The organism is Bradyrhizobium hipponense (assembly GCF_008123965.1).
Taxonomy (GTDB): Bacteria; Pseudomonadota; Alphaproteobacteria; order Rhizobiales; family Xanthobacteraceae; genus Bradyrhizobium; species Bradyrhizobium hipponense.
In genome coordinates this window covers 32,473-57,758 of record NZ_VSTH01000045.1, presented here as the reverse complement: position 1 = coordinate 57,758, position 25,286 = coordinate 32,473, and the positions used below count along the sequence as shown (strand labels likewise).

General features: G+C 63.3%; 27 protein-coding genes and 2 pseudogenes. 14 read left to right on the top strand and 15 right to left on the bottom strand.

Annotation, left to right across the window (positions count from 1 at the left end; all coding sequences use genetic code 11):
- Window positions 1-45: 45 nt before the first annotated feature.
- The 3 genes from FXV83_RS13765 to FXV83_RS13755 form a co-directional block, all read right to left on the bottom strand.
- Window positions 46-198: a DUF1127 domain-containing protein gene (locus tag FXV83_RS13765; RefSeq protein WP_148739724.1), complete on the bottom strand. Its 153-nt coding sequence runs from the start codon at window positions 196-198 to the stop codon at window positions 46-48.
- A gap of 430 nt (window positions 199-628) precedes the next feature.
- Window positions 629-1,453 (bottom strand): lytic murein transglycosylase, encoded by an 825-nt coding sequence (locus FXV83_RS13760; RefSeq protein ID WP_148739722.1) that lies wholly within the window; start codon window positions 1,451-1,453, stop codon window positions 629-631.
- A gap of 129 nt (window positions 1,454-1,582) precedes the next feature.
- The gene (locus tag FXV83_RS13755; RefSeq protein ID WP_187435881.1) at window positions 1,583-2,488 is read right to left on the bottom strand and encodes a DUF2189 domain-containing protein; all 906 of its coding nucleotides are present in this window, start codon (window positions 2,486-2,488) and stop codon (window positions 1,583-1,585) included.
- Window positions 2,489-2,819: 331 nt separating this feature from the next.
- Between FXV83_RS13755 and FXV83_RS13750 the strand changes: the two genes are divergently transcribed.
- Complete coding sequence (locus FXV83_RS13750; protein WP_187435880.1) at window positions 2,820-3,221, top strand: DUF3597 domain-containing protein; 402 nt, start codon at window positions 2,820-2,822, stop codon at window positions 3,219-3,221.
- A gap of 47 nt (window positions 3,222-3,268) precedes the next feature.
- On the opposite strand, the gene FXV83_RS13745 is transcribed toward FXV83_RS13750, so the two are convergent.
- Complete coding sequence (locus FXV83_RS13745; protein WP_148739720.1) at window positions 3,269-3,544, bottom strand: GNAT family N-acetyltransferase; 276 nt, start codon at window positions 3,542-3,544, stop codon at window positions 3,269-3,271.
- Window positions 3,545-3,882: 338 nt separating this feature from the next.
- Between FXV83_RS13745 and FXV83_RS13740 the strand changes: the two genes are divergently transcribed.
- Complete coding sequence (locus tag FXV83_RS13740) at window positions 3,883-4,281, top strand: SPW repeat protein (RefSeq protein ID WP_148739719.1); 399 nt, start codon at window positions 3,883-3,885, stop codon at window positions 4,279-4,281.
- 49 nt (window positions 4,282-4,330) lie between these two features.
- Here FXV83_RS13740 and FXV83_RS13735 read toward each other — a convergent pair whose 3' ends face one another.
- The 3 genes and pseudogenes from FXV83_RS13735 to FXV83_RS13725 form a co-directional block, all read right to left on the bottom strand.
- Complete coding sequence (locus tag FXV83_RS13735; protein ID WP_148739718.1) at window positions 4,331-4,606, bottom strand: GNAT family N-acetyltransferase; 276 nt, start codon at window positions 4,604-4,606, stop codon at window positions 4,331-4,333.
- A pseudogene (locus FXV83_RS13730) lies at window positions 4,603-4,893 on the bottom strand (DUF3828 domain-containing protein); the annotation flags it as partial. The gene FXV83_RS13735 and the pseudogene FXV83_RS13730, both read right to left, overlap by 4 nt.
- A 32-nt stretch (window positions 4,894-4,925) precedes the next feature.
- Window positions 4,926-5,285 (bottom strand): hypothetical protein, encoded by a 360-nt coding sequence (locus FXV83_RS13725; protein ID WP_148739716.1) that lies wholly within the window; start codon window positions 5,283-5,285, stop codon window positions 4,926-4,928.
- Window positions 5,286-5,518: 233 nt separating this feature from the next.
- Between FXV83_RS13725 and FXV83_RS13720 the strand changes: the two genes are divergently transcribed.
- The 7 genes from FXV83_RS13720 to FXV83_RS13690 all read left to right on the top strand — a co-directional run bounded on the left by FXV83_RS13720 (window position 5,519) and on the right by FXV83_RS13690 (window position 11,540).
- Entirely contained in the window at window positions 5,519-7,126 is a 1,608-nt protein-coding gene (locus tag FXV83_RS13720; protein WP_187435879.1) for an acyl-CoA synthetase, read from the top strand.
- Window positions 7,127-7,135: 9 nt separating this feature from the next.
- On the top strand, window positions 7,136-7,996 hold the full coding sequence (locus FXV83_RS13715; RefSeq protein WP_148739714.1) for a PCC domain-containing protein: 861 nt from the start codon (window positions 7,136-7,138) through the stop codon (window positions 7,994-7,996).
- A 105-nt stretch (window positions 7,997-8,101) separates the two neighbouring features.
- On the top strand, window positions 8,102-8,899 hold the full coding sequence (locus tag FXV83_RS13710) for an AAA family ATPase (protein ID WP_148739713.1): 798 nt from the start codon (window positions 8,102-8,104) through the stop codon (window positions 8,897-8,899).
- A gap of 46 nt (window positions 8,900-8,945) precedes the next feature.
- Window positions 8,946-9,227, top strand: a complete 282-nt coding sequence (locus FXV83_RS13705; RefSeq protein WP_148739712.1) for a type II toxin-antitoxin system RelE/ParE family toxin — start codon at window positions 8,946-8,948, stop codon at window positions 9,225-9,227.
- A 5-nt stretch (window positions 9,228-9,232) separates the two neighbouring features.
- Window positions 9,233-9,520, top strand: coding sequence for a HigA family addiction module antitoxin (locus FXV83_RS13700; protein WP_148739711.1), 288 nt, complete (start codon window positions 9,233-9,235; stop codon window positions 9,518-9,520).
- A gap of 509 nt (window positions 9,521-10,029) precedes the next feature.
- The gene (locus tag FXV83_RS13695) at window positions 10,030-10,599 is read left to right on the top strand and encodes an SRPBCC family protein (protein WP_148739710.1); all 570 of its coding nucleotides are present in this window, start codon (window positions 10,030-10,032) and stop codon (window positions 10,597-10,599) included.
- A 2-nt stretch (window positions 10,600-10,601) separates the two neighbouring features.
- Window positions 10,602-11,540, top strand: coding sequence for a YVTN family beta-propeller repeat protein (locus FXV83_RS13690; protein WP_148739709.1), 939 nt, complete (start codon window positions 10,602-10,604; stop codon window positions 11,538-11,540).
- 124 nt (window positions 11,541-11,664) lie between these two features.
- On the opposite strand, the gene FXV83_RS13685 is transcribed toward FXV83_RS13690, so the two are convergent.
- Entirely contained in the window at window positions 11,665-12,312 is a 648-nt protein-coding gene (locus FXV83_RS13685) for an HAD-IA family hydrolase (RefSeq protein WP_148739708.1), read from the bottom strand.
- A 98-nt stretch (window positions 12,313-12,410) separates the two neighbouring features.
- Between FXV83_RS13685 and FXV83_RS13680 the strand changes: the two genes are divergently transcribed.
- The 3 genes and pseudogenes from FXV83_RS13680 to FXV83_RS44915 all read left to right on the top strand — a co-directional run bounded on the left by FXV83_RS13680 (window position 12,411) and on the right by FXV83_RS44915 (window position 12,973).
- The gene (locus tag FXV83_RS13680) at window positions 12,411-12,638 is read left to right on the top strand and encodes a DUF433 domain-containing protein (RefSeq protein ID WP_148739707.1); all 228 of its coding nucleotides are present in this window, start codon (window positions 12,411-12,413) and stop codon (window positions 12,636-12,638) included.
- Between the two features lie 10 nt (window positions 12,639-12,648).
- Window positions 12,649-12,789: pseudogene (locus tag FXV83_RS45415) on the top strand (DUF5615 family PIN-like protein); the annotation flags it as partial.
- Between the two features lie 58 nt (window positions 12,790-12,847).
- Entirely contained in the window at window positions 12,848-12,973 is a 126-nt protein-coding gene (locus tag FXV83_RS44915; RefSeq protein ID WP_283811708.1) for a hypothetical protein, read from the top strand.
- Between the two features lie 6 nt (window positions 12,974-12,979).
- Here the strand turns inward: FXV83_RS44915 and FXV83_RS13675 are convergent, their stop codons facing one another.
- From FXV83_RS13675 to FXV83_RS13660, 4 genes are all read right to left on the bottom strand, one after another.
- On the bottom strand, window positions 12,980-13,303 hold the full coding sequence (locus tag FXV83_RS13675; RefSeq protein WP_148739706.1) for a hypothetical protein: 324 nt from the start codon (window positions 13,301-13,303) through the stop codon (window positions 12,980-12,982).
- A 55-nt stretch (window positions 13,304-13,358) separates the two neighbouring features.
- Window positions 13,359-16,340 carry an excinuclease ABC subunit UvrA gene (uvrA, locus tag FXV83_RS13670; RefSeq protein WP_148739705.1) on the bottom strand — a complete coding sequence of 994 codons (2,982 nt, stop codon included), beginning with the start codon at window positions 16,338-16,340 and terminating at the stop codon, window positions 13,359-13,361.
- Between the two features lie 288 nt (window positions 16,341-16,628).
- Window positions 16,629-17,318, bottom strand: coding sequence for an outer membrane protein (locus tag FXV83_RS13665; RefSeq protein WP_148739704.1), 690 nt, complete (start codon window positions 17,316-17,318; stop codon window positions 16,629-16,631).
- A gap of 230 nt (window positions 17,319-17,548) precedes the next feature.
- On the bottom strand, window positions 17,549-18,310 hold the full coding sequence (locus tag FXV83_RS13660; RefSeq protein WP_148739703.1) for an outer membrane protein: 762 nt from the start codon (window positions 18,308-18,310) through the stop codon (window positions 17,549-17,551).
- 448 nt (window positions 18,311-18,758) lie between these two features.
- On the opposite strand from FXV83_RS13660, the gene FXV83_RS13655 reads away from it, so the two are divergent.
- Window positions 18,759-19,253 (top strand): single-stranded DNA-binding protein, encoded by a 495-nt coding sequence (locus FXV83_RS13655; protein WP_148739702.1) that lies wholly within the window; start codon window positions 18,759-18,761, stop codon window positions 19,251-19,253.
- Window positions 19,254-19,712: 459 nt separating this feature from the next.
- Window positions 19,713-22,457 carry a DNA gyrase subunit A gene (gene gyrA, locus FXV83_RS13650; protein ID WP_148739701.1) on the top strand — a complete coding sequence of 915 codons (2,745 nt, stop codon included), beginning with the start codon at window positions 19,713-19,715 and terminating at the stop codon, window positions 22,455-22,457.
- On the opposite strand, the gene FXV83_RS13645 is transcribed toward gyrA, so the two are convergent.
- From FXV83_RS13645 to FXV83_RS13635, 3 genes are read right to left on the bottom strand one after another with little or no spacing between them, the layout of a single operon-like run.
- Entirely contained in the window at window positions 22,454-23,380 is a 927-nt protein-coding gene (locus FXV83_RS13645) for an alpha/beta hydrolase (protein ID WP_148739700.1), read from the bottom strand. The genes gyrA and FXV83_RS13645 overlap by 4 nt on opposite strands.
- A 32-nt stretch (window positions 23,381-23,412) precedes the next feature.
- A complete protein-coding gene (locus tag FXV83_RS13640) occupies window positions 23,413-24,147 on the bottom strand; it encodes an ABC transporter ATP-binding protein (RefSeq protein ID WP_148739699.1) in 735 nt (244 codons plus the stop codon).
- Complete coding sequence (locus FXV83_RS13635) at window positions 24,144-25,277, bottom strand: ABC transporter permease (protein ID WP_148739698.1); 1,134 nt, start codon at window positions 25,275-25,277, stop codon at window positions 24,144-24,146. Before FXV83_RS13635 ends, FXV83_RS13640 begins: the two co-directional genes overlap by 4 nt.
- Between the last annotated feature and the right edge of the window lie 9 nt (window positions 25,278-25,286).

Sequence of the window (25,286 nt, the reverse complement as noted above, 5' to 3'; positions counted from 1 at the left end):
CACGAGGCGGGCGTTATCGTATCGTCCGGTGAGGGCTGAACGAAGTCAGCCCTGATATTCACCGGCGGCAACGCGCGGGATGTCCGAGCGATCGAGGCCGATATCGGCCAATTCGCGATCGCTGAGCTGGGACAGCTCGGCAACATTGCGCTGATAGTCCCGGAAAGCCTGGATCATGCGGATGAGCGAGAGCAGCATTGGTAGTCTCCTGTAGTTCGATTCAGCCCTTGCCCGGGCCTCATCGTTGAACTGAATATAGATGGGTGTGGTGCAGTGCGGAAGTTCCGATGTTGCGATGCAGCTAAGCTGAGAGCGCATGGCACAGGTAACGGACGATTAACCTGGCGGCAGACCCGCTCAATAGCTGGGCGAAAGCAGCCGCTATTGCTTATAAATACCCGGAAAATCACGGTTTTATTACCGTGAGCGCGGTTCCGCTTGTGGCCGAAATAGGTTGTGTTGCTGCCAACGGCAAGAAGACTCGGCAGCGTCTATGCCCAAGTCCCGCATGCGTGATTCGCATGTGTCGGAAAAGCGTAGATATGAATTGAAATTCATATCAGGCTGAAGGGCGCGCGTATCAGGCGCGCGTGTCCTGACTACGTAGATGTAATGAATATCGGCGCCCCTAAGGGGCGCGCGCGAGCTGGGTGGCGAAATAGGCGACCGTCTTGGAATAGACCTCGCTCTTGTTCCACTGCTGGAGCACCGCGAAGTTCGGGCTGCCTGGCTGCCAATCCTTGCCCCGCTGCCAGCCATAGCCGGCGAGATAGTTGGCGGTGGACGCGAGGACGTCCGGCGCGTTGTGCAGGAGATCGCGCTTGCCATTGCCATCGAAGTCGACGGCGTATTTCATCCAGGACGACGGCATGAACTGGGTCTGACCGAGCTCGCCGGCCCAGGCGCCGCGCATGTCGCCGGGTGCAAGATCGCCGCGCTGGACGATGCGTAAGGCATCCATCAGTTCGGCGCGAAACTGCTCGGCACGCCGGCAGTCATAGGCCAGCGTCGCAAGCGAGCGGATGGTTGCGAACTTGCCGGTGTTGACGCCGAAATCGGTTTCGAGACCCCAGATCGCGACCAGAACCTCCCCCTGCACGCCGTAAGTTTGCTCGATGCGCGACAGCACTGAGCCATACTGCTTCATCATGTTGGAGCCGCGCTGCATGCGCGGCGGCACCATGCGGCCGGAAAATTCCTCAAAGGTCTGGTTGAAGACCTTTTGCGAGCGGTCGCGATTGAGCACAGCCTGATCCAGCGTTACGCCGGCAAGCCCCGATGCAATGGCTTGCTGCGAGATGCCCTTGGCTGCAGCTTCGGTTTTGAAGTCCGCAAGCCAGGCGTCGAAATTGCTCGAACCGCAGGCGACGGCGGCGAGCGCGGGCTCGGCGGACATGATTGACACGGAGAGGGCGAAAGCTGCGAGGGCGAGACGAGAAATCGTCGGGGTCATTCGACTAAATTGATTCCATGAATTGGGCTGACCGGCGGCGGCAATCTCGATTTAAACCGCGGCCAAAGCAAGGCGTTTGATGCGCTCGATCCTGCCCGGACCCGGGCAGGATCGGATGTCACGCTATCGTCAGACGTCCGTCCGATTCCGCCAGGGGAAGAGGTTGGCGGGGAAGTCTGCCGCCGGCTTGCGCGGACGATGCGGCGGAGGCGGCACTGGCTGCGCGCCGGCATCGGCGACGATCACCTTGCGATAGAGATGCCAGGTGGCGTGGCCGAGCAGGGGGATGACGATCGCGAGGCCGAGGAAGGCCGGAATCGTGCCGAGCGCCAGCAGCACCGCGACAATCAGGCCCCAGGCTGCCATCGGCACAGGATTCCTGGCAACGACGCGGAGCGAGGTGACCATCGCGTCGAACGCACCGGCGTGCCGGTCGAGCATCAGGGGAAACGACACGGCGCTGAGACACAGCGCGGCGAGCGCGAACAGGAAGCCTGCGCCGCAGCCGACCACGATCAGCCACCAGCCCTGTGGCGTCGTCAGCACGCGGGTCAGAAAATCCGAGATGCCGGTCGCACCCTCATAGCCGAAGGCTGCGACATAGATCGCCTGCGCCGTAGCGACCCAGGTCACGAACAACGCGAGCAGCAGCGTGCCGAGGCCGAGCATGGCGCCGAAGGAGGGCGAACGCAGCACTTCCATGGCGTCCCAGGCGCTGGCCTCTTCATGGCGTTCGCGCCGGCTGGAGAGTTCATAGAGGCCGAGTGCGGCGAACGGGCCGATCAGAGCGAAGCCCGCAGCGAGCGGAAACAACAGCGGCAGCACTGAATAGCCCATCACCGCGCGGGCGAGCACGAGGCCCAGTACCGGATAGATCACGCAGAGGATGATGGCATGGCTCGGCACCGCCTTGAAATCTTCCCAGCCGCGGCGGAGCGCGTCGTGCAGGTCGGACAGATGGATGGTCCGGATGGTTGGTCCGGCCGCATCTGACTGGGCCATCGTGGGTACATTGCCGTGGTAAAGAGTGGCCATGGTCGCTTGCTCCCTTGGCAGCCGAATCCGGCGCCGGCAAACGGCGCAAGCGGCCGCTTTTCTTGGATGATCGCGATCCCGACCAGACGCGAATTCCGGATGGCATCGCGAGCTGAACAGGAATCGTACTCCCAATTCTCCGTCCTGTCCCTCACGCCTGGGTGAGATTCGATGTCGCGGTGCAACCTCGATGATGTCATTCGGCCGTCATTTCGCCGCAGATAAGCTGATGCTGCTTGCCGGTTCGCAGAACTCTGCGGGCGCAACGCAGAAACTTCGTCTATAAGTGCCACTCAAGGTCCTTCCAACGCATCCTTTTCGGGGAGCAGATATGAGCATTTTCGGTAAAATCATGGGCGCGATCTTCGGCAGCCATCCGGCTTCCGCCGCGCCCGCCGGTGGCGCAGCTTCGGGCAGCGCGCCTGCAGGGGCCGCTCCCGGCAGTTCGGCGCCGGCAGGGGCGCCGATGGCAACCGTCGACGTCGCGGCGATCGTCGACGCGGCCGTCGCTGCGCACAAGGGCGAGAAGCTGGAATGGCGCACCTCGATCGTCGACCTCATGAAGGCGCTCGACATCGATTCCAGCCTTGCAGCGCGCAAGGACCTCGCCAAGGAGCTCGGCTACAGCGGCGACACCAACGATTCGGCGAGCATGAATGTCTGGCTGCACAAGCAGGTGATGTCCAAGCTCGCCGCCAATGGTGGCAAGCTGCCGCCTGAGATCAAGCACTGACCGATCGCCGGGTCGCTGCGAGGGCCCGCGATTTCGCGGGCCCTCTTTCAGGCAACCAGATCCGCGTCCTCCGGATGCTTGTCGAGATAGTCCACGACGAAGCCGCAGCCGGCGATTAGTTTCCTGCCGTCGCGGCGGATCAATTCAAGTGCGCCCTTGACCAGCTCCGAGGCGATTCCGCGGCCGCGCAGCGCACGCGGCGTCTCGGTGTGGGTGATGATCACAGCGGAGGGCGTCAGCCGGTAATTGGCGAAGGCGATCTCGCTGCCGATGTAGAGCTCGAAGCGGCTCCTGTCCTTGTTGTCGCGCACCGATGCCGCCATGCCAAATCCCTCCGAGTTGTCGTCCGTCGCCTGATCTAGGCGCCTGCCCCTGATCTTGCCAAGATGCGACCAAAAGAAGTCGGCCGCAGGGGAGACATCTGCAAAATGCGTGTCCTACTCAGCCTCATGGCGTTGCTCGCCGCGCCGCTCTCGACGGCGCCGATTCCGGCTGCTGCCCCGCTTCATTGGCAAATAACATTGGTGGTCTTGCAATCGCGCGCCGGTTCCCTACGTCTTGTTTCAGGACATACGCCCGAATGCGGCCGGCATGGTCGCCAGACGTTCGGAGTGTCGTGATCGCCAGCCGCAGACGTATGCCTCTTTGGTAGGAGGGTACGATGTCGGACTTTGGTTTCTTGAATACTCATCGAACATGGGAAGACTGGTGCGGGATGCTGCTCGGTGCGCTGATTGCTGCATCGCCGTGGTTTCCCATCCAGGATCAGTCGGGGATCGTCGGACGCGAGATCATGGTCCTGAACGCGGTCGCGATCGGCCTCGTCATATTTGGGCTCAGCCAGCTCGAATATGTCGCCTTGCAGCGATGGCAGGAGGTGGCGACAATCGTGATTGGGCTGTGGCTCATGGTCTCGCCCTACGTGCTCGGCTATTCCGGTGAAGGTTTTCTCCGAGTCTACCATACAAGTCTGGGAGCGGTGGCGGTGGTCCTCGGCGTCCTCCAACTGTGGCAGGACTGGGATCTGAGTGACCAGGATATGCTGAAGCACGGGCAATAGGCCGCAGATGTCGGCAGGCCCGCTGCAAGATCGGCGGGCCTGCTCTCGCTCATTTTTTTACTAGATCCTGATAGTCCGGGTGCTTCTCGATCCACGCTTTCACGAATGGGCATTGCGGGATCAGTTTCAATCCGGCCGCGCGGACCTGGTCGAGTGCGCCTTGCACCAGCTTTGAGCCGACGCCCTTGCCGCCAAGTTCTTTCGGCACGTCCGTATGCTCGAATGTGATGACGCTGCCGTCGAGCTTGTAATGTTCGGTCGCGAGATGACCTTCCACTTCCAGCTCGAAACGGTGTTGGGCCCTGTTGTCGATGACGTCGCTCATGGTGTCTCCGGTCGGCTCTTGCGCGAGTCCGCCAGCATCTTGCGGATCGTCCAGGCTTCGCCATCCGACGAGCCCGTGATATCGTCGATCTTCCAGCTGCCAGCTTGGCGCACGAAATCATAACGCACGACCTGGTCGGCGGGTTTGCGGTCAATGCGGTGGCCGGCGATGGTCGCCTTGTCGGCCTCGGTTTTCTCGGCGTCGACCTTGACCGATTTCACGTCCGGTTCCTGCGACTTGGTGACGGGATCGAAATCGACCGACCCGACGTCGCCCTTGGGCGTGTATCTCTGTAGACCGGTATGCGGAGCGGTTCGGTTCAATCGGTCGCTTTGGCGAGCCGTGAATCCTCCGGCTGTTGCTGCGGGCGAATGCAGCCCTGGCAGATGACCAGCGAGCGGTTGACCCTGGCGTCCTGCTCGGCCTCGATGCCGTCCTGCGCCTGCCACCACTCCTTCGAATTGGGCTGGAGTCTCGCTTGCGACCTGTTGCGCTCGGATCGGGCCGCGGTCCGTCTCGGTTCGGAGCCACCACCCGGATGGTTGGGATCCTCGCCGGCGCCATCCCAGGCGTAGCGTGCCGGCGTGAAGGCTGCATCCGGGGCCAAATGGGCGTGCGGTCCCATGGCACAACCGGCAAGCGCCAGCGACAACAGGAGGAGGGCGGGCGCTTTGACCATGATGCGGCACTCCGTACGCGAGAACTGCCCGAGGTTGCGCCGATCATGTTTAAAATTTTCTGAACGATTGCCGCTCTGCCGACGACCGAGGCGAATGCGTCACGTAACTCTCCTGCTCACACTGCACGCAATCCTGCGCGGCGGGCGGCCTTGCGGGGGCACGGGCGATGGCGATAAATGGGCTGCAAGGAGTGGGCGGCTTGCGTGCCGTCCGCCGTCGAAGAGGAAGCCCCATGCAGCCCCTGCGCATGTCTCGCCGCGTCATGAATCTTGCTTACATGCTGACCCAGAACGCGCGGCGGCATGGATCGCGCCTAGGCTTCGTCTGGGGTGACAAGTCCTGGAGCTGGAGCGAGATCGATACGCAGGTCTCGGCGCTGGCTGCCGCGCTCGCCGTGCGTGGCATCAAGAAAGGAGATCGCATCCTCGTTCATTCCAAGAACGGCGACGAGATGTTCTTTTCGATGTTTGCCGCGTTCAGGCTCGGCGCGATCTGGGTTCCCACCAATTTCCGCCTGATGCCCGACGAGGTCACCTATCTCGCGCAGGCCTCCGGGGCGAAGACGTTTTTGTGCCACGCCGATTTTCCCGAGCACGCTGCGGCCGTCAGCGGCGGCGCGCTGGAGTTCACCTGGAGCATCGACGGCAAGGCGTCGTTCGGCGAGACGTCGGTTGCGGACGCCATCGCGTCGCAGGCGGGCGCGGTGATCGAGAATGTCGCGGTCGAGCACGACGATCCCTGCTGGTTCTTCTTCACCTCCGGCACCACGGGTCGCTCCAAGGCCGCGGTGCTGACCCACGGCCAGATGGGTTTTGTGATCACCAATCATCTCGCCGATCTCACGCCCGGCACAACGGAAGCCGATGCATCGCTGGTGGTGGCGCCGCTCTCGCATGGCGCCGGCGTGCACCAGCTGATGCAGACCGCGCGCGGCGCGCGCACGGTGCTGTTGCCGACCGAGAAGTTCGACATCAACGAGGCGTTCCGCCTGATCGAGGCGCATCGCGTCAGCAATCTCTTCGTGGTGCCGACCATCCTGAAGATGATGGTCGAGCATCCCGCGGTCGACAAATACGATCATTCCTCGCTGCGCCAGGTGATCTATGCCGGCGCACCGATGTATCGCGAGGACCAGAAGACCGCGCTGAAGAAGCTCGGCAAGGTCATCGTGCAGTATTTCGGCCTTGGCGAGGTCACCGGCAACATCACCGTGCTGCCGGCGGCGCTGCACGATGCCGAGGACGGTCCGCATGTGAAGCTCGGCACCTGCGGCTTCGAGCGCACCGGCATGCAGGTCTCGATCCAGGACGACGAGGGCCGTGAGCTGGGCGCCAACCAGAGCGGCGAGATCTGCGTGATCGGCCCCGCAGTGTTCGCCGGCTATTACAACAACCCCGAGGCCAACGCGAAGGCGTTCCGCAACGGCTGGTTCCGCACCGGCGATCTCGGTCACATGGACGAGGAGGGGTTCGTCTATATCACCGGCCGTGCCTCCGACATGTACATCTCGGGCGGCTCCAACATCTACCCGCGCGAGATCGAGGAGAAGATCCTGACCCATCCGTGCGTCGGAGAGGTTGCCGTGCTCGGCGTGCCCGATCCGACCTGGGGCGAGGTCGGCGTCGCCGTCTGCGTTGCGCGCGAAGGCGAGAAGCCCGTGAGCGAAGCGGAGATGGCGGCGTTCCTTTCGTCGAAGGTGCCGCGCTACAAGATGCCAAAGCGGTTCTTTTTCTGGGAGGCGCTGCCGAAGTCCGGATATGGCAAAATCCCAAAACGCATGGTGCGCGACGAGCTCGAGGCACGCGGGCTGCTCGATCTCGACAAGACGAAAGCGGGCTGAGCGGTCGTCATGCGCAGCATCAAGCAGCCGGGCACGCCGATTCCCGAGCGCATCCAATGGGTGGAGGCGAGGGGACGTTCCTTCTCGTTCACGCTTCAAGCAGGTTTGCCGCTGCTGGAGGCTGCGCGCCGCGGCTTCGCGGTAGAGGGATTTGCCGGCGGCGTGCTGAACTTTGGCAGCGGCGCGCTCGGGCCGTTCGCCTATGTGATGCCGGCGTTGTCCAAGACCGGCGAGAATGCCGCGTTCTACAGCGACACGTTTCGGCCCGCGGGCGTGACGCGCACGAAGCTCGGCAGCATGACGCTCGGCACACGAGACGGCGCGCCGTTCTTTCATTGCCACGGGCTCTGGACCGAGGCCGATGGCAAGGCGAGCGGCGGCCATATGCTGCCGGACGAGACCATCGTCGCCGAGCCGTTCGCGGTGGAGGCCTTCGGGATTGATGGAGCGACGTTCACGGCCGAACTCGACCCCGAGACCAACTTCAAGCTGTTCGGGCCGGTCGTTTCGGCCAAAAGCGGCGCCCGCACCACGAGCCGCGCCTTTGCGCTGCGGCTTCGCCCGAACCAGGATTTTGCCGGCTGCCTTGAAGAATTTTGCCGCGAGCACGGCATCGCTCGTGCAAAGCTCCACGGCGGCGTCGGTTCGACCATCGGGGCCCGCTTCACGCATGGCGGCGTCACCGAGCCGTTCGCCACCGAGCTCGCCGTCACGGCCGGCACGATCGCGCCTGGAGGCTCCGGCAGACTGGAAGCCGCGCTCGACGTCGCGTTGGTCGACTATACCGGCGGCCTCGCCGAGGGCCGCCTGATCCGCGGCGACAATCCGGTGCTGATGACCATGGAGCTGGTCCTGGAAGCGGTGGAGTAGGCCACTACCGGGACTTGCCGTCACTCGCAAATACCACTTTGCTGCGATCATTGTTCCTGTTACGTTCTTAAGTCGGATTTGGCGAGGACGGAAGAGGGGACGGAAATGGGCAGGAAACGACGTCGTCAAACCACCTTGCCTGCGCCGTATCTCCGGCGCGTCTGGCTCGATCGTTCGCAGGTTGAGGATTGGGAGGCCTATCCGTTCTGCCTTCCCGTGTTCGGGGACGAGTTTGACCTGAGCTTCGATACCGCCGTGACGATCATCGTCGGCGAGAACGGGACCGGGAAATCGACCATCCTCGAGGGAATCGCGGGGATGGCCGGATTTGCCAGCACCGGCGGCCGCAAGGGCTTTCAGGAGATCGATGGCGGCGGCATGGAAGTCACCGGCGTAGAGCTGTCTGCCGCCTTGAAGGCTGCCTGGGTGCCGAAGGTGACCGACGGCTGGTTTTTCCGGGCGGAGACATTCTTTTCTGTCGCGAGCTACCTGGATCGCTCGGCCGGGAGTGCTGCGCAACTCATGGAAGGCGTGTTTGGCGCGAGCGTTCAGGAGGCGCCGGACTATCTCTCCTTTTCCCATGGCGAGGGCTTTCTGGTTTTCTTCGAGGAACGCTGCCAAAAGCAGGGCATCTACATCTTCGACGAGCCAGAATCAGCGCTGTCGCCGGCGCGGCAGATGGACTTCCTCAAGCTCCTGCATCGGATGGATCGCTCCGACAATTGCCAGGTCATCATGGCGACCCATGCGCCTTTGCTGATGGCCTATCCCAATGCGCAGCTGCTTCGGCTCGGGAAATACGGCCTGGAGCCGACAACGGTGGAGCAAACCGATCATTACCGGGTGATGCGCGAGTTTTGCGCCGATCCGCGTGGGTTCGTGCAGGCGACGCTGAACGAATGATGCCCTGTCGATTGCAGTCCACCGGTATCCGTAGTATGTTCTTGCCATGATCAGATCTTGGCGGAATGCGGCGAGCCGCAAGGTCTGGGAAGGCGAGCGTCCGAACCAGTTTCGCGGGCTCGATTTCGAGGCGGCGGCTGATTTGTTGCTCGCGTTGAACGTCGCAAAATCGCTTGGCGATCTGAGCCCATTGAAGAGCATCGGGCTGCACAAGCTGAAGGGCGATCGCAAAGGACAATGGGCGATGACGGTCAACGAGCGCTGGTGCTTCGAGTTCAGCAAAGGCGACGCCCTTCACGTTGAAATCGTCGACTATCATAAGGGTTGAAATGTATGGCTCCTCTTGTACATCCCGGACGATTGCTCAAGCGCGAAATGTCAGCACGCGGGCTCAGCGCCAACAGGCTTTCTCTCGACATCGGCGTTCCCTCGGGTCGGGTCACCGATATCTTGAACGGGCGTCGTGGCATCTCGGCTGATACAGCGGTGCGTCTCGGTCGCTACTTCGGCAACAGTCCTCAATTCTGGTTGGACTTGCAGGGGCAGTACGATATCGGCGTCGTCGAGCGCGAGAAGGGTGTGGAAATCGCTCGACGGGTGAGGCCGGCGGACGCAGTCTGACGGAGTGTTGGTCAACGGTTGCATCGGATCACCTGCGGACGACTTCGGACACACCTTCACCTCCTCGCAGCACATCGTGCCCGAGTTTTGCGGTGGTGATCGCCCTCGACGATGCCGAGGGCGCAGCGGAGGCCGGTTGCCGGCTGGCACCCGCGGTCCGCTGCGCGCAATATGCGCTTGATGTGATGCACAGCGGGATACAGGTGAAGCCCAACATCCGGCCTTCTCTGCGAGTGGCTTTACGGCTTATGTCGTGCTCTCCCCGGGGAGCAATGCACGCTTTCTATACAGTAATCAGAAATACGGATAAGGAGAAATATCTCTGCTTGCAGTCGTAGACCTTCCCAAGGGTATTTTGCCCGCCGAGCCACGCAACACGTTGTAGCCTGCGCGAACGCTCCGCCGCAGCGGCGCCACGAACAGGTCTCCCCCCGGCCCCAAAATGCGCTACGATCATCGGAGCGCGCTTCGAAGTCGCGCACGATCAACGAGACGCATGAGGAAACGAGATGAGGGTGACGATTGGACGGCGCACGGCCGTGGCTGCGGCGCTGGCGGCGGTGGGAGCGGCGGCATTGACTGCGGCTTTTACACCGGCCTGGGCCCATGGGCCGACCCGGCAGAAGGTGCGGGAATCCATCGAGATCAACGCGGCCCCGGCCAAGGTGTGGGCCGCGATCGGCAACTTCCAGGACATGAGCTGGCTGCCGCCCGTCACCAAGACCGAGGGCGAGAAGGGCAATGAGATCGGCGCGACGCGCCGTCTGACGCTGACCGGCGGCGCCACCGTCGACGAGGAGCTCTACAAGTTCGACGCCACGGCGATGACCTATTCCTACCGCATCACCACCGTCGATGTGAAGGTGCTGCCGGTGACCAACTATTCCTCGACGCTGACGGTGGTGCCGAGCGCCGACGGCAAGGGCTCGACGCTGGAATGGGCCGGCGCGTTCTACCGCGGCTTTCCCAACAACGATCCGCCGCCGGAGCTGAGCGACGAAGCCGCGGTGAAGGCGGTCAAGGGGCTTTATCAGGCCGGGCTCGAGTCGCTGAAGAAGAAGATCGAAAGCGGAAGCTGATCGTGCGCGCCCTGGTCCTGGCAGCACTCGCCGCCAGCATCGCGCATGCGTCCGCTGAAGAGGCCTTCGTCACCAACCAGCTCAGCGACGACCTGATGGTGGTGGACCTCGCCACCGCACGTGCGGTGGCGACCATTCCGATCGGCGGCAAGCCGGCCGGCGTGGCCGTCAGCGCCGATGGGCGCTTTGCCTATGTGACGAGCCCGGATGCCAAGGCCGTGACGGTGGTGGACGCAGCTACGCGGCAGGTCGCCGGCAGGATCGAGGTCGGCGGTGGGCCGCTCGGCATTGCCGTCGCGCCTGATGGCAAGACGGTCTACGTCGCCGACTGGTACGCCGCCGCGGTGCGCGTGATCGATGTGGCGACGCGCAGCGTCACGGCCAGCATCGCGGTAGGCGCCTCGCCATCGGGGCTCGCGGTGACGCCGGACGGCCGCTGGCTGCTGTCGGCGGACCGCGACGACGACAGTCTCTCAGTCGTCGATACCGCGACGCGCGAGCGCAAGGCGAGCATCAAGGTCGGCACGCGTCCTTTCGGCGTTACCATCGATGTCGAGGGCAAGCGCGCCTACACCGCCAATGTCGGCTCGAACGACGTCTCGGTGATCGACATCGCCGGGGGAGGCGAGATCGCCCGCGTGCCGGTCGGGATGCGGCCCTATGCGGTGGCGCTGGCGCAAGGTCGCGGCTTCGTCACCGACCAATACGGCGGCACCGTCAGCGTGTTCGATCTGGCGACACTGAAGCCGGTGAAGCGCATCACGGTCGGCGACTATCCAGAAGGCATCGCCGCCACCGTGGACGGCAAGCGCATCATCGTCGCCAACTGGGAGAGCAACACGCTTCATATCATCGATGCGGCCGAGCTGAAGGTCGTCGGCGAGGTCAAGACCGGCGACGGCCCGCGGGCGTTCGGGGCGTTTCTCAGGCGGACGGAGTAAGGAGGTCGCGGTTGCGTAGGGTGGGTTAGCCGGGCTAAACGCGCGTTGCTTCAACGATTCGAGGCGGAAGGCGTAACCCACCACGCCATACGCCGCAGCGGATCGAGGGGACGCAAGTGGTGGGTTACGCTTCGCTAGCCCTACGATTTCGGCGCAACGCGTCCGCAATCTCATCCATCCGCTCAAACATGTGGTCCGGCCCGCGCGCCCGCAGTGCCGCCGGCGCCGCATAGCCCCAGCACACCGCAGCGCAGGCAATCCCGACGGCCCGCGCCGCCTCGATGTCGCGGACCTCGTCGCCGATCGAGATCACGTAGGCAGGATCGACGCCGGCACGCCGGATGACGCGGCGGAATTTCGCGGCCTTGCCGAACAGCGAGGCGGCGCAATCGAAATGCGCGAACAGAGCTGCGGCCTCGCCGAGCTTCTCGCGCGCATTGGCCTCGCTGTCCGACGTCACCAGCGCGAGCTGCACGCCGTTCGCGGCCAGCGTTTTCAACATCGTCTCGACGCCTGCGAACAGCGAAATCTCCGCGGCAGCTTCCGCCTTCAGCCGCCGCGCATGTCGCGCGATCGCCGGCAACTTCCACAGCGGCACCTTGAGCCGGCTGAGGATCTCGCGCGTCGAGGCATGCCGCAGCCCCTCGACATCCTCATCGGCGATGCGGCGAAAGCCGAAGCGATCGGCGACATCATTGATGGTGCGCAGGAACCATGGAAAGCTGTCGGCCAGCGTACCGTCGAGATCGAAGATGGCAAGGGAGTAGGGCATGACGGAGGAAGTGCCGGGCGGACCGTTGATTGTGCTCGCTCGCGGCGCGCTGACAGATGCCATCGAAGATGCTATATTGACGTTCATAGAGGTGACAGATGTCGGAGCTACTGGCAAGGATTACGGTCGACCCGCAGCGTATGCATGGACGCCCGTGTATTCGCGATCTACGGATCACGGTTGCTGACGTTCTGGGACTTCTGTCTGTCGGACAGTCGCGCGAGAGCGTTCTCGAGGATTATCCGTATCTGGAAGACGCGGATATTGACGCTGTGCTTGCCTATGCCGCCGGTCAAGTTGATCACCCGATCATAGCGGCTAAATAGCTTACTTTATCTGATCGATGCTCAGCTTCCACCCGTGCTCGCGGAAGCTATGCGTCGAGCCGGATTCGATTCGGTTCATGTCGCCGAGTTCGGGATGGCGACCGCCACTGACGGAGCGATTTGGAATGAAGTCGTTTTTCGCTCAGCCGTTCTCGTGACCAAGACCGCGATTTCTCTCTTCTTCGCGCCGCAAATAGGCAGGGCCAATCGTGCTGTGGATCCGCGTCGGCAACATCGACAATCGCGCGCTGGTCCGTCAATTTCTGGGCGCCATGCCGCAAATTGTCGAAGCCGTTGCGCGAGGCGAGACCGTCATCGAACTCGCCGGCAACTAGGAGCACTCACCGCAGCTTGCGCACGTGAACATTGATGTCGAGATCGACATTACTGACGCAGGTTTGGGTGGTGCGGTGCGAGCCGCCCTCGTGCCAGGGCCCGATTCGTACGCGGGCCTGGCTCACGCTCGCTAGGCTCAAGCACCGCCACTGCGGTAACCGGCCGCTGCTCTCGCCGCCAAATTGCCAAGCCAGCACGGCTTCCTCGCCGCGCTTGTTGGTGCCAATGATATGCGGGCACAGTTCGCGGTAGCGGCCCTCATAAACGCAGGTTACCTGCTGCTCAGACAGGATAGCGTCGCGAAAGAGCGTATAGCTTCTGCTGGGCATTGCTGGCACTCATTGACGGCATGATCTCCCGAGACACAGGTCGAGGCAGCGAGATCTATTCCGCCGCCTCGCTCGCAGCTCGCCTCCGCTTCGGCTTCCGCGCCTTCGCCAGCACCGGCGCCAAGAACTTTCCGGTATAGCTCCGCGGCGCCTTGGCAATATCCTCGGGCGGGCCCCAGGCGACGATCTCGCCGCCGCCGTCGCCGCCTTCGGGGCCGAGGTCGATGACCCAGTCGGCGGTCTTGATGACTTCAAGATTGTGCTCGATGACGACGACCGTGTTGCCCTGCGCGACCAGCTCGTGCAGCACTTCCAGCAGCTTCTTGACGTCGTGAAAGTGCAGGCCGGTGGTCGGCTCGTCCAGGATGTAGAGCGTGCGGCCGGTGGCGCGCTTTGACAGCTCCTTGGCCAGCTTGACGCGCTGGGCTTCGCCGCCGGAGAGCGTGGTGGCCTGCTGTCCCACATGGATGTAGTCGAGCCCGACGCGGTGCAACGTCTGAAACGTCTCGCGCACGCGCGGCACCGCCTTGAAGAACTCGGCGGCTTCCTCGACGGTCATGTCGAGCACGTCGGCGATGCTCTTGCCCTTGAACAGGACCTCCAGCGTCTCGCGGTTGTAGCGCTTGCCCTTGCAGACGTCGCAGGTGACGTAGACGTCGGGCAAAAAGTGCATCTCGATCTTGATGACGCCGTCGCCCTGGCAGGCCTCGCAGCGGCCGCCCTTGACGTTGAACGAGAAACGGCCGGGCTCGTAGCCGCGCGCCTTGGATTCGGGCAGGCCGGCGAACCACTCGCGGATCGGCGTGAAGGCGCCGGTGTAGGTCGCGGGGTTGGAGCGCGGGGTGCGGCCGATCGGCGACTGGTCGATGTCGATGATCTTGTCGATGTGCTCGAGGCCCTCGATGCGGTCGTGTGGGGCTGCGCCTTCGCTGGCGTTGTTCAGCTTGCGGGCGATGGCGCGGTAGAGCGTGTCGATCAAGAGCGTCGACTTGCCGCCGCCGGAAACGCCGGTAACGCAGGTGAACAGGCCGAGCGGAATCTCAGCGGTGACGTTCTTGAGGTTATTGCCGCGCGCGTTCACCACCTTGATGGTGCGGCGATGGTTCGGCGGGCGCCGCTCCGGCACCTCGACCTCGAGCTCGCCGGTGAGATATTTGCCCGTGAGTGACTTTGAGTTGCGCATGATCTCGGCGGGCGTGCCCTCGGCGATGATGTTGCCGCCATGCATGCCGGCGCCGGGACCGATGTCCAGGACATGGTCGGCGAGCAGGATCGCATCTTCGTCATGCTCGACGACGATCACGGTGTTGCCGAGATCGCGCAGACGCTTGAGCGTGTCGAGCAGGCGCGCGTTGTCGCGCTGGTGCAGGCCGATCGACGGCTCGTCCAGCACATAGAGCACGCCAGTCAGCCCCGAGCCGATCTGGGAGGCGAGGCGGATGCGCTGGCTCTCGCCGCCGGACAGCGTGCCGGACGAGCGGGACAGGGTGAGATAGTTGAGGCCGACGTCGAGCAGGAAGGTCAGGCGCTCGCGGATCTCCTTGAGGATGCGGCCGGCGATCTCGTTCTGCTGGGTGTTCAGCGCCTCCGGCACGGTCTCGAACCAGGCGCCGGCGCCCTTGACCGACAGCTCCGAGATGTCGCCGATATGCTTGCCGCCGATCTTGACGCAGAGCGCCTCCGGCTTCAGCCGAAAGCCCTTGCAGGCCTCGCAGGGCACGTCGTGGAAATACTTCGCCAGCTCCTCGCGCGCCCATTCGCTCTCGGTCTCGCGATAGCGGCGGTTGATGTTGGTGATGACGCCCTCGAACGGCTTCTTGGTGTCATAGGAACGCACCCCATCCTCGTAGGAGAACTTGATCTCGTCCTCGCCGGAGCCGTAGAGGATCGCGTCTTTAGTCTTCTTCGCAAGATCCTTCCACTTGGTGTCGAGCGTGAACTTGTAGTGCTTGCCGAGCGCGGTCAGCGTCTGCACGTAATAGGGCGATGACGATTTGGCCCAGGGCGCGATCGCGCCCTTGCGCAACGTCACGTCCTTGTCGGGAATGACGAGATCCTCGTCGACATGCTGCTCGACGCCGAGCCCACCGCAGGCGGGGCAGGCGCCGTAGGGGTTGTTGAAGGAAAACAGTCGGGGCTCGATCTCGGGAATGGTGAAGCCGGAAACCGGGCAGGCGAACTTTTCCGAGAACAGCATGCGTTCGGGACCGCTCTTGTCGTGGATCTTTGCGGTCTTCTTTTTCTCTTCCGCCGGCGCCGCTGCCGCCGGCGCGTCGGCGAACTCGACGACCGCGAGGCCCTCGGCGAGCTTCAGCGCGGTCTCAAAGCTTTCGGCGAGGCGCTGGCCGATGTCGGGCCGCACCACGATGCGGTCGACGACGACGTCGATGTCATGCGGGAATTTCTTGTCGAGCGTCGGCGCCTCGGCGAGCTCGTAGAAGGTGCCGTCGATCTTGACGCGCTGAAACCCCTTCTTGAGCCATTCGGCGATCTCCTTCCGGTACTCGCCCTTGCGGCCGCGCACGACCGGGGCGAGCAGATAGAGGCGGGTGCCCTCGGGCAGCGCCAGCACGCGGTCGACCATCTGCGACACGGTCTGGCTCTCGATCGGCAGGCCGGTGGCAGGCGAGTAGGGCACTCCGACGCGCGCCCAGAGCAGGCGCATGTAGTCGTAGATCTCGGTCACGGTGCCGACCGTGGAGCGCGGGTTCTTCGAGGTCGTCTTCTGCTCGATCGAGATCGCCGGCGACAGGCCGTCGATCTGGTCGACGTCCGGCTTCTGCATCATCTCCAGGAACTGGCGGGCGTAGGCCGAAAGCGATTCGACGTAGCGGCGCTGGCCCTCGGCATAGATGGTGTCGAAGGCGAGCGAGGATTTGCCGGAGCCGGAGAGGCCGGTGAACACCACGAGCTTGTCGCGGGGAATCTCGACGTCGACATTCTTGAGGTTGTGCTCGCGCGCGCCACGGATCGTAATTGCGCGCAGGCTTGAGCCCGCGTTCTGCTGTTGGCGCTTCGCCTTGATCACTTCATCCATCCTGGTGGTCCTCAAGGAATCCCAAAGACGCGCGATCGCGCCAACGCTGTAGGCGCGCTTCGCCCGGAACCGGGTACGGCGCCGATGGGTATGTCAGCGAACGTAGGAAGAACGGAGATGGATTTCCAGTGCGAGTTGCGAATCGTCAACGGATTGTTGGCGCGCTGGCGGCATCTGGCAGCAGCGGCGTCCGGAACCGCGCGATGGCGCGCCGCTGCGAGTCTCGCAAAAACAGAAAGGCCGGCGCAAGGCCGGCCTTTCGTAACGCAATGGCGTCGGTAGCGAAGATCAGTACTTCGCGACGACCGGGCCCCCAAAGTGATAGTTCAGGCCGACCTGCACGGTGTGGAAGTTGAGCGTGCCGGTGGGCAGGGCGCCCGAGAAGTAGGTCTCGCCGCCGAGGCTGCGATAGAGGTACTCGCCCTTGACCGACCACTGCGGAGCGAAGAACGCTTCGACGCCCGCGCCGACGGTCCAGCCGGAGTGCCACTTGCTGTCCGAGGCGGTGACGCCGAGCGCAGAGAGAGTGATCTTGTTGTCGATCCAGGCGTAACCGCCGGTGCCGTAGAACAGGACCTGATTGACGGCGTAGCCGATGCGGCCGCGCACGGTGCCCATGGCATCGGTCTTCGAGCTCGCCGTGGCGGTGACAACGCCGAAGCCGGGGACAACGGTCGCACCGGTCGCCGAAGCGCTGACGTCAGCCCAGGCGCCATCAGCCTCGACACCGAACACGACGTTGCCGGTCTGCCAGTTGTAGCCGGCAGTGCCGCCGACGAAGCCGCCCTTCATCTTCGGGTCGCCCGAGCCGTTCTCCCAAGCGCCGCCGCCGACGATACCGATGTAGAAGCCGGTCCAGTTGTAGACCGAGGCCACAGCCACCGGAGCCTTGGTGTAGGGGCGAGCCGCGAGATCGGCGGCCGAAGCCGGAGCGGCGAGTGCGAACAAACAGGCCGAAGCCAACAAAACCTTTTCCATTTTCAACTTAATCCCAGTCCCAGTTTCTGTTGTTGCCTTCCGCGAGCGGAAAGACATCGGACGCTGTGGTCCAACTGATGTCGTGCATACATCATTGAAGCCGCAAGTTGTGTACCCGAAAAGCCACAGTATGCTGAAAGGTGGTGCTGGCTGCCCTATTCGCGCCGCCTGTGCAGCAAAAAGGCCGGCGCGAGGCCGGCCTTTTGATCGTGAGCAGTATAGGAGGGATCTCAGTACTTCGCGATCACCGGACCGCCCCAGCGATAGTTGACGCGGATGAGGCCCATGTCGACGTCCTGACGGATGCGCTCGGTCTGAACGAACGCACCGCCAAACGTGAAGTCGACGTTACGATTGCCGAGGAAAATGTGATCGTACTCGAAGCCTACAGACCAGTTCGGAGCGAAGCCGAACTCGAGGCCCGCACCGACGGTGCCGCCCCAGCGGGTTTCGCGAGTCGAGCCGAACACCGTACCGGCACCTACGAACCCTGGTGCGACGAGAAGGTCATATTTGTCGTTAACCACCGCAGCGCCGCCCTTCACGTAGAGCAACACATTGTTCCAGGCATAGCCAACCTGGCCGGTTATCAGGCCGAAAGCATCGATTCGCGTACGATCCTGCTGAACCGCTAGAGTCGGGCTGATGTTGTCTCCGCGGAAGTCCGCCCAGTTGCCTTGGCCTTCGACACCGAACACCCAATTCGCGGACTGCCAGCGGTACCCGATCTGGCCACCCACTGTGCCGCCGGTCGCGTCATGGCAGCCATCGGTCACGAGAACGCCGGTTACCGGAGTCACGAAGTCCCAGCAGTTGCGGCTCGAGCCGCCACCGCCGTTAATGCCGATGTAGAAGCCGCTCCAGTCATAGATGGTGGCGACCATCGGCGCCGGAGCCTTGGTGTAGGGACGCGCGGCGAGATCCGCCGCGCTTGCGGGAGCCGACAGCCCCAACGCCACCGCACCGATTGCACCAAGTAAAATCTTGTTCATTGCAAGTCTCCCCATTGTCGTCCGCTTCTCGAGACCCTCGAAGCGGCGGATCAGGCGCAACGCCCATGAATTAACTGCGAGGCAAGGCTAGCCCAATCGAGTGGCAGAGTCCGTTTCCGAAATGCAACAGTCGCGAGCATTCGAGACACCTCTAACACGATGAATGTTAAGTTGTTTTTACTCGTTTGCGGGAACCCAAATAAGTTCCATCCGGCGCCGCGAATTTTTCGGTCACGGAGCAAGCCCTGGTGTCCTGGATTCGTGCATCAGCCTCCGAAGAACAAATCTGGAACAGAATTCAGATCCGTGCTATATGTGGGGATAACCTGAGGGGATACGGGCTGATCGGCCCCTGCGAAGCGTATAGGGTCCCCGACAGGGTGGCGGCGGAGCGCGGGCGCGCGGCCCGGCCTTTTGAATTCAGTGGCATTCGGAGTGGAGAGCGGCGATGGCGGGAAGCGTCAACAAGGTCATTCTGGTCGGTAACCTCGGCAAGGATCCGGAGATCCGGCGCACTCAGGACGGGCGGCCGATTGCGAATTTGAGCGTTGCGACCTCGGAGACCTGGCGCGACAAGGCGACCGGCGAGCGCAAGGAAAAGACTGAGTGGCACCGTGTCGTGATCTTCAATGAAGGTCTGTGCAAGGTTGCCGAACAGTACCTGAAGAAGGGCGCCAAGATTTACGTCGAGGGCGCGCTTCAGACCCGCAAATGGACCGACCAGAGCGGTGTGGAGAAGTACTCGACCGAGGTGGTGCTTCAGGGCTTCAACTCGACCCTCACGATGCTCGACGGTCGCAGCGGTGGCGGAGGCGGCAGCTTTGGCGATGAGCCGGGCGGCGATTTCGGCTCCTCTGGTCCCGTCAGCAGCGCGCCGCGCCGCCCGGTGGCCGCCGCTGGAGGTGGCCGCAACAGCGACATGGACGACGATATCCCGTTCTGAGGCGCAGCATTCCTCCTCCGGCTGCCGCGCGCAGAACGACAGGAGTTCGCACCAATTCGCGGGTGAGGGTGTGGTTCTCGGGCTAGCCTCATCCCTTGCCTCAGTTTGACGCTGGACGAGGCTTGCGCCCACGGCCTGAGGCCGCTGGGCCACAGCGCCATTCGCCACAGCCCCATCCGCGGCGCGAGCGCGACCATTACCGGATCACGATCTTGCTCGCGTTTTGGTAGTGGCGGGTCTGTCCGCGCCGGGGCCACGGCGCATCATGCACGGCGTGATTTTCAGGGTCTGCCGGGCGGCTCCGGACAATCCGTTCCAGCCCGCTGAACGCCGTGGCGGGGAGCGCGTAAGTCTCTGGAAAAACAGTCGGAAAAAGCGCTTCCCTGAACTTCGCAAGGGTGGTTATGAGGGCTTCGATGCGCTATATGATTCCCAGATAAATACTCACCGGATTCCCCTTTGGCTGACGACGACAAGAAGCCCGGCGACCAGCCGGCGCAACCCTCGGACATTCGCCCCGTCTCCATCTTCGAGGAGATGAAAAAGTCCTACCTCGATTACGCCATGAGCGTGATCGTGGCGCGTGCGCTGCCCGATGCCCGCGACGGACTGAAGCCGGTGCACCGCCGCATCCTGTACTCGATGCACGAGCAGGGGCACACGCCGGATAAGAAGTACGTCAAGTCCGCCCGCGTGGTCGGCGACGTCATCGGTAAGTATCACCCGCACGGCGACCAGTCGATCTACGACGCGATGGTCCGCATGGCGCAGGACTTCTCGATGCGCGTGCCGCTGATCGACGGCCAGGGCAATTTCGGCTCGGTCGATGGCGATCCGCCTGCCGCGTATCGTTACACCGAAGCGCGTCTCACCCGGTCTGCGCTGGCTCTGCTGGCAGATATCGACAAGGACACCGTCGATTTCCAGCCGAACTACGATAACAACGAGACCGAGCCGTCGGTTCTTCCGGCCAAGTTCCCGAACCTTCTGGTCAACGGCGCGGGCGGCATCGCAGTCGGAATGGCCACGAACATTCCGCCGCACAATCTCGGCGAGGTCATCGATGCCTGCGTGGCGCTGATCGACAATCCCGCGCTCACCATTGACGAGCTGATCAACATCGTTCCCGGACCGGATTTTCCAACTGGCGGCGTCATTCTCGGACGCGCCGGCATCCGCGCCGGTTATCACCTCGGCCGCGGCTCGGTGATGATGCGCGGCAAGGTCACGATCGATACCATTCGCAAGGAGCGTGAGGCGCTCATCGTCACCGAAATTCCGTATCAGGTGAACAAGGCGACGATGGTCGAGCGCATCGCCGAGCTGGTCAAGGAGAAGAAGATCGAGGGCATCGCCGATCTGCGCGATGAATCCGACCGCGACGGCTTCCGCGTCGTCATCGAGCTGAAACGCGACGCTGTGCCCGACGTGGTGCTGAACCAGCTCTACAGATTCACGCCGCTGCAAACGAGCTTCGGCGTCAATATGGTTGCGCTCGACAGCGGTCGGCCGCGGATCATGAATCTGAAAGACCTGCTCGCCATCTTCGTTGACTTCCGTGAGCGGGTCGTCACGCGGCGGACCAAGTTCCTACTGGGCAAGGCGCGCGACCGCGCGCATATCCTGGTCGGCCTGGCGATAGCTGTCGCCAATATCGACGAAATGATTCGCGTCATCCGCACCTCACCGGACCCGACCACAGCACGCGACACCCTGATGTCGCGCGACTGGCCGGCCCGGGACGTCGAGGACATGCTGACCCTGATCGATGACCCGCGCCACCGCATCAGCGAGGACGGCACGATCCGGCTGTCGATGGAGCAGGCCAGGGCTATTCTCGATCTGCGCCTGCAGCGCCTCACAGCACTCGGCCGCGACGAGATCCGCGAAGAGCTCGACACGCTCGCCGGCGAAATTGCCGATTATCTCGACATCCTGCGCTCACGCGCTCGCGTGCTTGATATCGTCAAGACCGAGCTTGCCGAGGTGAAGGCCGAGTTCGCGACCCCGCGCCGGACCGTGATCATCGAGCAGGAGGGCGAGGTCGAGGACGAGGACCTGATCCAGCGCGAGGACATGGTGGTCACCGTGTCGCACGCCGGCTATGTCAAGCGCGTGCCGCTTTCGGCCTATCGGGCGCAGCGCCGCGGCGGCAAGGGCCGCGCCGGCATGCAGACCCGCGACGAGGATTTTGTCAGCCGGCTGTTCGTGGCCTCCACGCATACGCCGGTGCTGTTCTTCTCCTCGCGCGGGCAGGTCTACAAGGAGAAGGTCTGGCGTCTGCCGATGGCCGCGCCGAACGCACGCGGCAAGGCGCTGATCAACATCCTGCCGCTGGAGCAGGGCGAGCGCATCACCACCATCATGCCGCTGCCGGAGGATGAATCGACCTGGGGCAACCTCGACGTGATGTTCGCGACCACCGGCGGCAATGTCCGCCGCAACAAGCTGTCCGACTTCGTCGACGTCCGCCGCTCCGGCATCATCGCCATGAAGCTCGACGACAATGAAGCGATCGTCGACGTGCAGATCTGCACCGAGCACGACGACGTGCTGCTCACCGGCGCCGGCGGCCAGTGCATCCGCTTCCCCGTCACCGACGTGCGCGTGTTCACCGGGCGCACCTCGATGGGCGTGCGCGGCATCGCGCTGGCTGAGGGCGACAAGGTGATTTCGCTGGCGATTTTGCGCCATGTCGAGACCACTTCGGACGAACGCTCGGCCTACCTGAAGATGCGCCGCGCCGTGGCCGGCGAAGCGGCGGCGGAGGAGACAGCAGTGGATGTCGAGGCCGAGGAGACCTCGGGCAGCTTCCAGCTCGCGCAGGAACGCTATATCGAGATGTCGGCGCAGGAGCAGGTCGTGTTGACCGTCTCCGTCAACGGCTTCGGCAAGCGGACCTCGTCCTACGAGTACCGAACCACGGGCCGCGGCGGCAAAGGCATCGTCGCCATGAACGTCAACAACCGCAACGGCAACCTCGTAGCCTCGTTCCCGGTCGAGGACGCCGACCAGATCATGCTGGTCACCGACAAGGGCCAGCTGATCCGCTGCCCGGTCGAAGGTATCCGTATCGCCGGCCGCTCGACGCAAGGCGTGATCGTGTTCAACACCGCCGAGGACGAGCACGTCGTCTCGGTCGAACACATTACGGAAGAGGCGGAGAGCGGGAACGGGGAGAATGGGAACGGCAGCGGGGCCTAGGTAGGCCGGGAAGTCAGCAAAATTGGATCGCAAGGCAGGTTGGAGATGAATTTTCCGATCTGCGCGATGGCTGCATGGGCTTCCGGTAGCACCGGGACGAAGAGCTGGAAAACGTGCGGCATGCGCGGCCAGACCTCCAGCCGGCTCCGCGGATTACTCTCTTTCAGCTTGTCGGCCATGCGGACCGCGTCATCCCGCAGGATCTCGTCGCTTCCGACATGGATCAGCACCGGCGGAAGTCCGGACGCCTCGCCATAGAGCGGCGATGCATGGGGGCTATACGGGTCGGCGCCTGCCAGATAACAGCGCACGAATTCCGGAATATCGTGCACGTTCAACATCGGATCTGACGCGGCATTCTCTGTCAACGAGGGCGCGGTGAGCGCCAGATCGGTCCAGGGCGACATGGCAACCGCGGCGGCAGGAAGCAGCTTGCGTTCGTCACGCAGCCTCATGAGAAGGCACAGGGCCAATCCTCCACCGGCCGAATCACCCATCACGAACAGTTGGCTTGGATCGCCCGCCTCGCTGGCGAGCCAGAGAAAACCCGCCACGGCATCGTCCAGTGCGGCCGGAAATGGATGTTCGGGGGCGAGGCGATATTCGAGCGCCCAGACCGTCGACCTGGTCACATCGGCAATGCGCCAGGTGAAATGCCGGTAGTAGATCGGCGCGCCCGAAATATAGGCGCCGCCGTGAAGATATAGCACGTTGCGCCCGGGCCGCGATGTCGGGGTCGCGATCCGGTGTAGTCTGAGGTGACTGGCCTGCACGACGCTTGTTCTGGTGCTGCGTGGTGGACGAGGCACCCATCGCTCCATGCGATGCATGTTTGCCCGCCACGTCCCGACATCGAATGGCTGACCGTGCCGTTTCAGGAACATGCGGATGCCGAGGCGCAACATTTCGGCGCGCAGGCTCATGATGCGTCCTCTTGCTTCATTTCGCTGGGGCCTTACGGCCTGAATGCGGCGGCCTTTGGCAAATGCAGCCGCTCGGGTCCGCCGGATCCGGTGTCGACCAGCAGGCCGTCCTCGATCTCGACGATGCGATCCGCAAAAGGAATGACCCGGGGATCATGGGTCACGACGAGCACGGCGCGCTCGCGCTGATGTGCTGCATCGGCGAGAATTCGCATGATGCTTCGCCCGTTGTTGCCGTCGAGCGCGGCGGTTGGCTCGTCGGCGAGAATGACGGAGGGATTGGCGACAAAAGCTCGCGCGATCGCGACCCTCTGCTGCTCACCGCCGCTGAGCTCGCCCGGCAAGGTATCGGCCTTTTGCGCCAGACCAACTAGGTTCAGCGCTTCCCGCGCCCGTTTGCCGGCTTTGCGCCCACGCTCGTGACGGATGTCGAGGGCGAGTTGCACGTTCTGCGCAGCAGTGAGCGTCGGAAACAGATGATAGGACTGGAACACAAAGCCGATATGGTCGCGCCTGATTCTGGCCAGTCCCTCCTTGTCGACCCCGGACGTAGGCATGCCACACACAGTGAGCGTACCCGAACTTGGTGCCAGCATGCATCCGAGAACGAGCAGCAGCGTCGTCTTGCCGCTGCCTGACGGCCCCATCAGCAGCGTGAACTCGCCGCGCCGCAGCGTCAGGTCGATACCGCGCAGCGCCTTCACCTCGCCAGCGCCCTGCCCAAGCGTTTTCTTGATCCCGGTAGCCTCAATGATGATTTCGCTCATCGCATGAATACCGTTGCTGGATCGATCCGCACCACACGCACGATTGCGCCGATCGCCGATGCCACGCACATCACGACCGTCAGCACGAACAGAGCTGCAATCAGCCACGGCGTGATGACGATCGGCAACGCGCTCTTGGCAGTCATCTCCACAACGACAGTGCCAATCGCAGTCGCAATGACGAAGCCGATGATCGCGTTGAGGAGCGCCTGATAGATGATGACCCTGTAGATATATCCATTCGACGAACCCATTGCCCGCAGGGTGGCGAATTCGCTGAGGTGATCCTTGGTGCTCGAATAGAGGGTTTGCGCGACGATGACGGTGCCGACGATCACTCCGAGCAATGCGCCGGCAAACAGTGCAGCGCCGGCGCCCGTCCCGAACAGCCAGAACGAGCGGCTACGGCTGCGGAATTCATCTGTGGTAAGCACCTCATGCTCACCAACCAGAGCTCGGACGGCCTTAAGGACTGTGTCGCGATCGGCGTCGGGCTTGAGGCGAACCAGGAGATCGCTGGCGCGATCGGGAAAGGTTCCGGTGTAGGTGCGAGCGTATTTCAGGTCCACGAAGACGTAGGGTGTCGTGGTGAAGGAGCGGATGCCGTCGGTTAAGGCCACGACCTTGACGTGGCGGCCGCGGATCTCGGCCGTTGATCCGATTTTTGAGACGCCGAGGCGATCGTAGTAGGAGCGGTCGACGATCACGGCTCCATTTTGCGAAAGCGCGCGGACGTCGCCCTCGACCACGTTCCACGGCCTCAGGCTTCCGTCACGCAAATCGGCGCCGACAACGAAGACGGGTGTCGTCTCGCCGCTCTCGAGGCGCCAGTCCGAGAAGCCGATGACCAGCGGGACCACGGAGGCGACGCCATCGACGGACGTGACCTTATCGCGCAGCTTCGCATCCAGCAGCGAGGGATCCTCAAAGCATTTCGCTCCCTTCGGCAACACCCAGAGATCGGCTGACGCATGGTCGATCATCGTCGTCACCATGCGACCGAAGCCCAGGAACAGGCCCATCTGGATCATCACCAGGACGACCGAAAACACGATTCCGATGAGCGTCGCGACAAAACGCAGGCGATCGTGGAAGAGATTGCGGGACGCGAGCGTCGGGACCAGTGACATGGGCGTTTC

Coding starts and splice junctions, on each gene's coding strand:
- FXV83_RS13700 (WP_148739711.1), top strand. CDS start 9,233: ATGGCTCCTCTTGTACATCCCGGACGATTGCTCAAGCGCGAAATGTCA.
- FXV83_RS13755 (WP_187435881.1), bottom strand. CDS start 2,488: ATGGCCACTCTTTACCACGGCAATGTACCCACGATGGCCCAGTCAGAT.
- FXV83_RS13710 (WP_148739713.1), top strand. CDS start 8,102: ATGGGCAGGAAACGACGTCGTCAAACCACCTTGCCTGCGCCGTATCTC.
- FXV83_RS13680 (WP_148739707.1), top strand. CDS start 12,411: ATGTCGGAGCTACTGGCAAGGATTACGGTCGACCCGCAGCGTATGCAT.
- uvrA (WP_148739705.1), bottom strand. CDS start 16,340: ATGGATGAAGTGATCAAGGCGAAGCGCCAACAGCAGAACGCGGGCTCA.
- FXV83_RS13685 (WP_148739708.1), bottom strand. CDS start 12,312: ATGCCCTACTCCCTTGCCATCTTCGATCTCGACGGTACGCTGGCCGAC.
- FXV83_RS13750 (WP_187435880.1), top strand. CDS start 2,820: ATGAGCATTTTCGGTAAAATCATGGGCGCGATCTTCGGCAGCCATCCG.
- FXV83_RS13760 (WP_148739722.1), bottom strand. CDS start 1,453: ATGACCCCGACGATTTCTCGTCTCGCCCTCGCAGCTTTCGCCCTCTCC.
- FXV83_RS13660 (WP_148739703.1), bottom strand. CDS start 18,310: ATGAACAAGATTTTACTTGGTGCAATCGGTGCGGTGGCGTTGGGGCTG.
- FXV83_RS13655 (WP_148739702.1), top strand. CDS start 18,759: ATGGCGGGAAGCGTCAACAAGGTCATTCTGGTCGGTAACCTCGGCAAG.
- FXV83_RS13675 (WP_148739706.1), bottom strand. CDS start 13,303: ATGCCCAGCAGAAGCTATACGCTCTTTCGCGACGCTATCCTGTCTGAG.
- FXV83_RS13635 (WP_148739698.1), bottom strand. CDS start 25,277: ATGTCACTGGTCCCGACGCTCGCGTCCCGCAATCTCTTCCACGATCGC.
- FXV83_RS13735 (WP_148739718.1), bottom strand. CDS start 4,606: ATGAGCGACGTCATCGACAACAGGGCCCAACACCGTTTCGAGCTGGAA.
- FXV83_RS13665 (WP_148739704.1), bottom strand. CDS start 17,318: ATGGAAAAGGTTTTGTTGGCTTCGGCCTGTTTGTTCGCACTCGCCGCT.
- FXV83_RS13765 (WP_148739724.1), bottom strand. CDS start 198: ATGCTGCTCTCGCTCATCCGCATGATCCAGGCTTTCCGGGACTATCAG.
- FXV83_RS13720 (WP_187435879.1), top strand. CDS start 5,519: ATGCAGCCCCTGCGCATGTCTCGCCGCGTCATGAATCTTGCTTACATG.
- FXV83_RS13715 (WP_148739714.1), top strand. CDS start 7,136: ATGCGCAGCATCAAGCAGCCGGGCACGCCGATTCCCGAGCGCATCCAA.
- FXV83_RS13745 (WP_148739720.1), bottom strand. CDS start 3,544: ATGGCGGCATCGGTGCGCGACAACAAGGACAGGAGCCGCTTCGAGCTC.
- FXV83_RS13740 (WP_148739719.1), top strand. CDS start 3,883: ATGTCGGACTTTGGTTTCTTGAATACTCATCGAACATGGGAAGACTGG.
- FXV83_RS13695 (WP_148739710.1), top strand. CDS start 10,030: ATGAGGGTGACGATTGGACGGCGCACGGCCGTGGCTGCGGCGCTGGCG.
- FXV83_RS13705 (WP_148739712.1), top strand. CDS start 8,946: ATGATCAGATCTTGGCGGAATGCGGCGAGCCGCAAGGTCTGGGAAGGC.
- FXV83_RS13640 (WP_148739699.1), bottom strand. CDS start 24,147: ATGAGCGAAATCATCATTGAGGCTACCGGGATCAAGAAAACGCTTGGG.
- FXV83_RS13645 (WP_148739700.1), bottom strand. CDS start 23,380: ATGAGCCTGCGCGCCGAAATGTTGCGCCTCGGCATCCGCATGTTCCTG.
- FXV83_RS13725 (WP_148739716.1), bottom strand. CDS start 5,285: ATGGTCAAAGCGCCCGCCCTCCTCCTGTTGTCGCTGGCGCTTGCCGGT.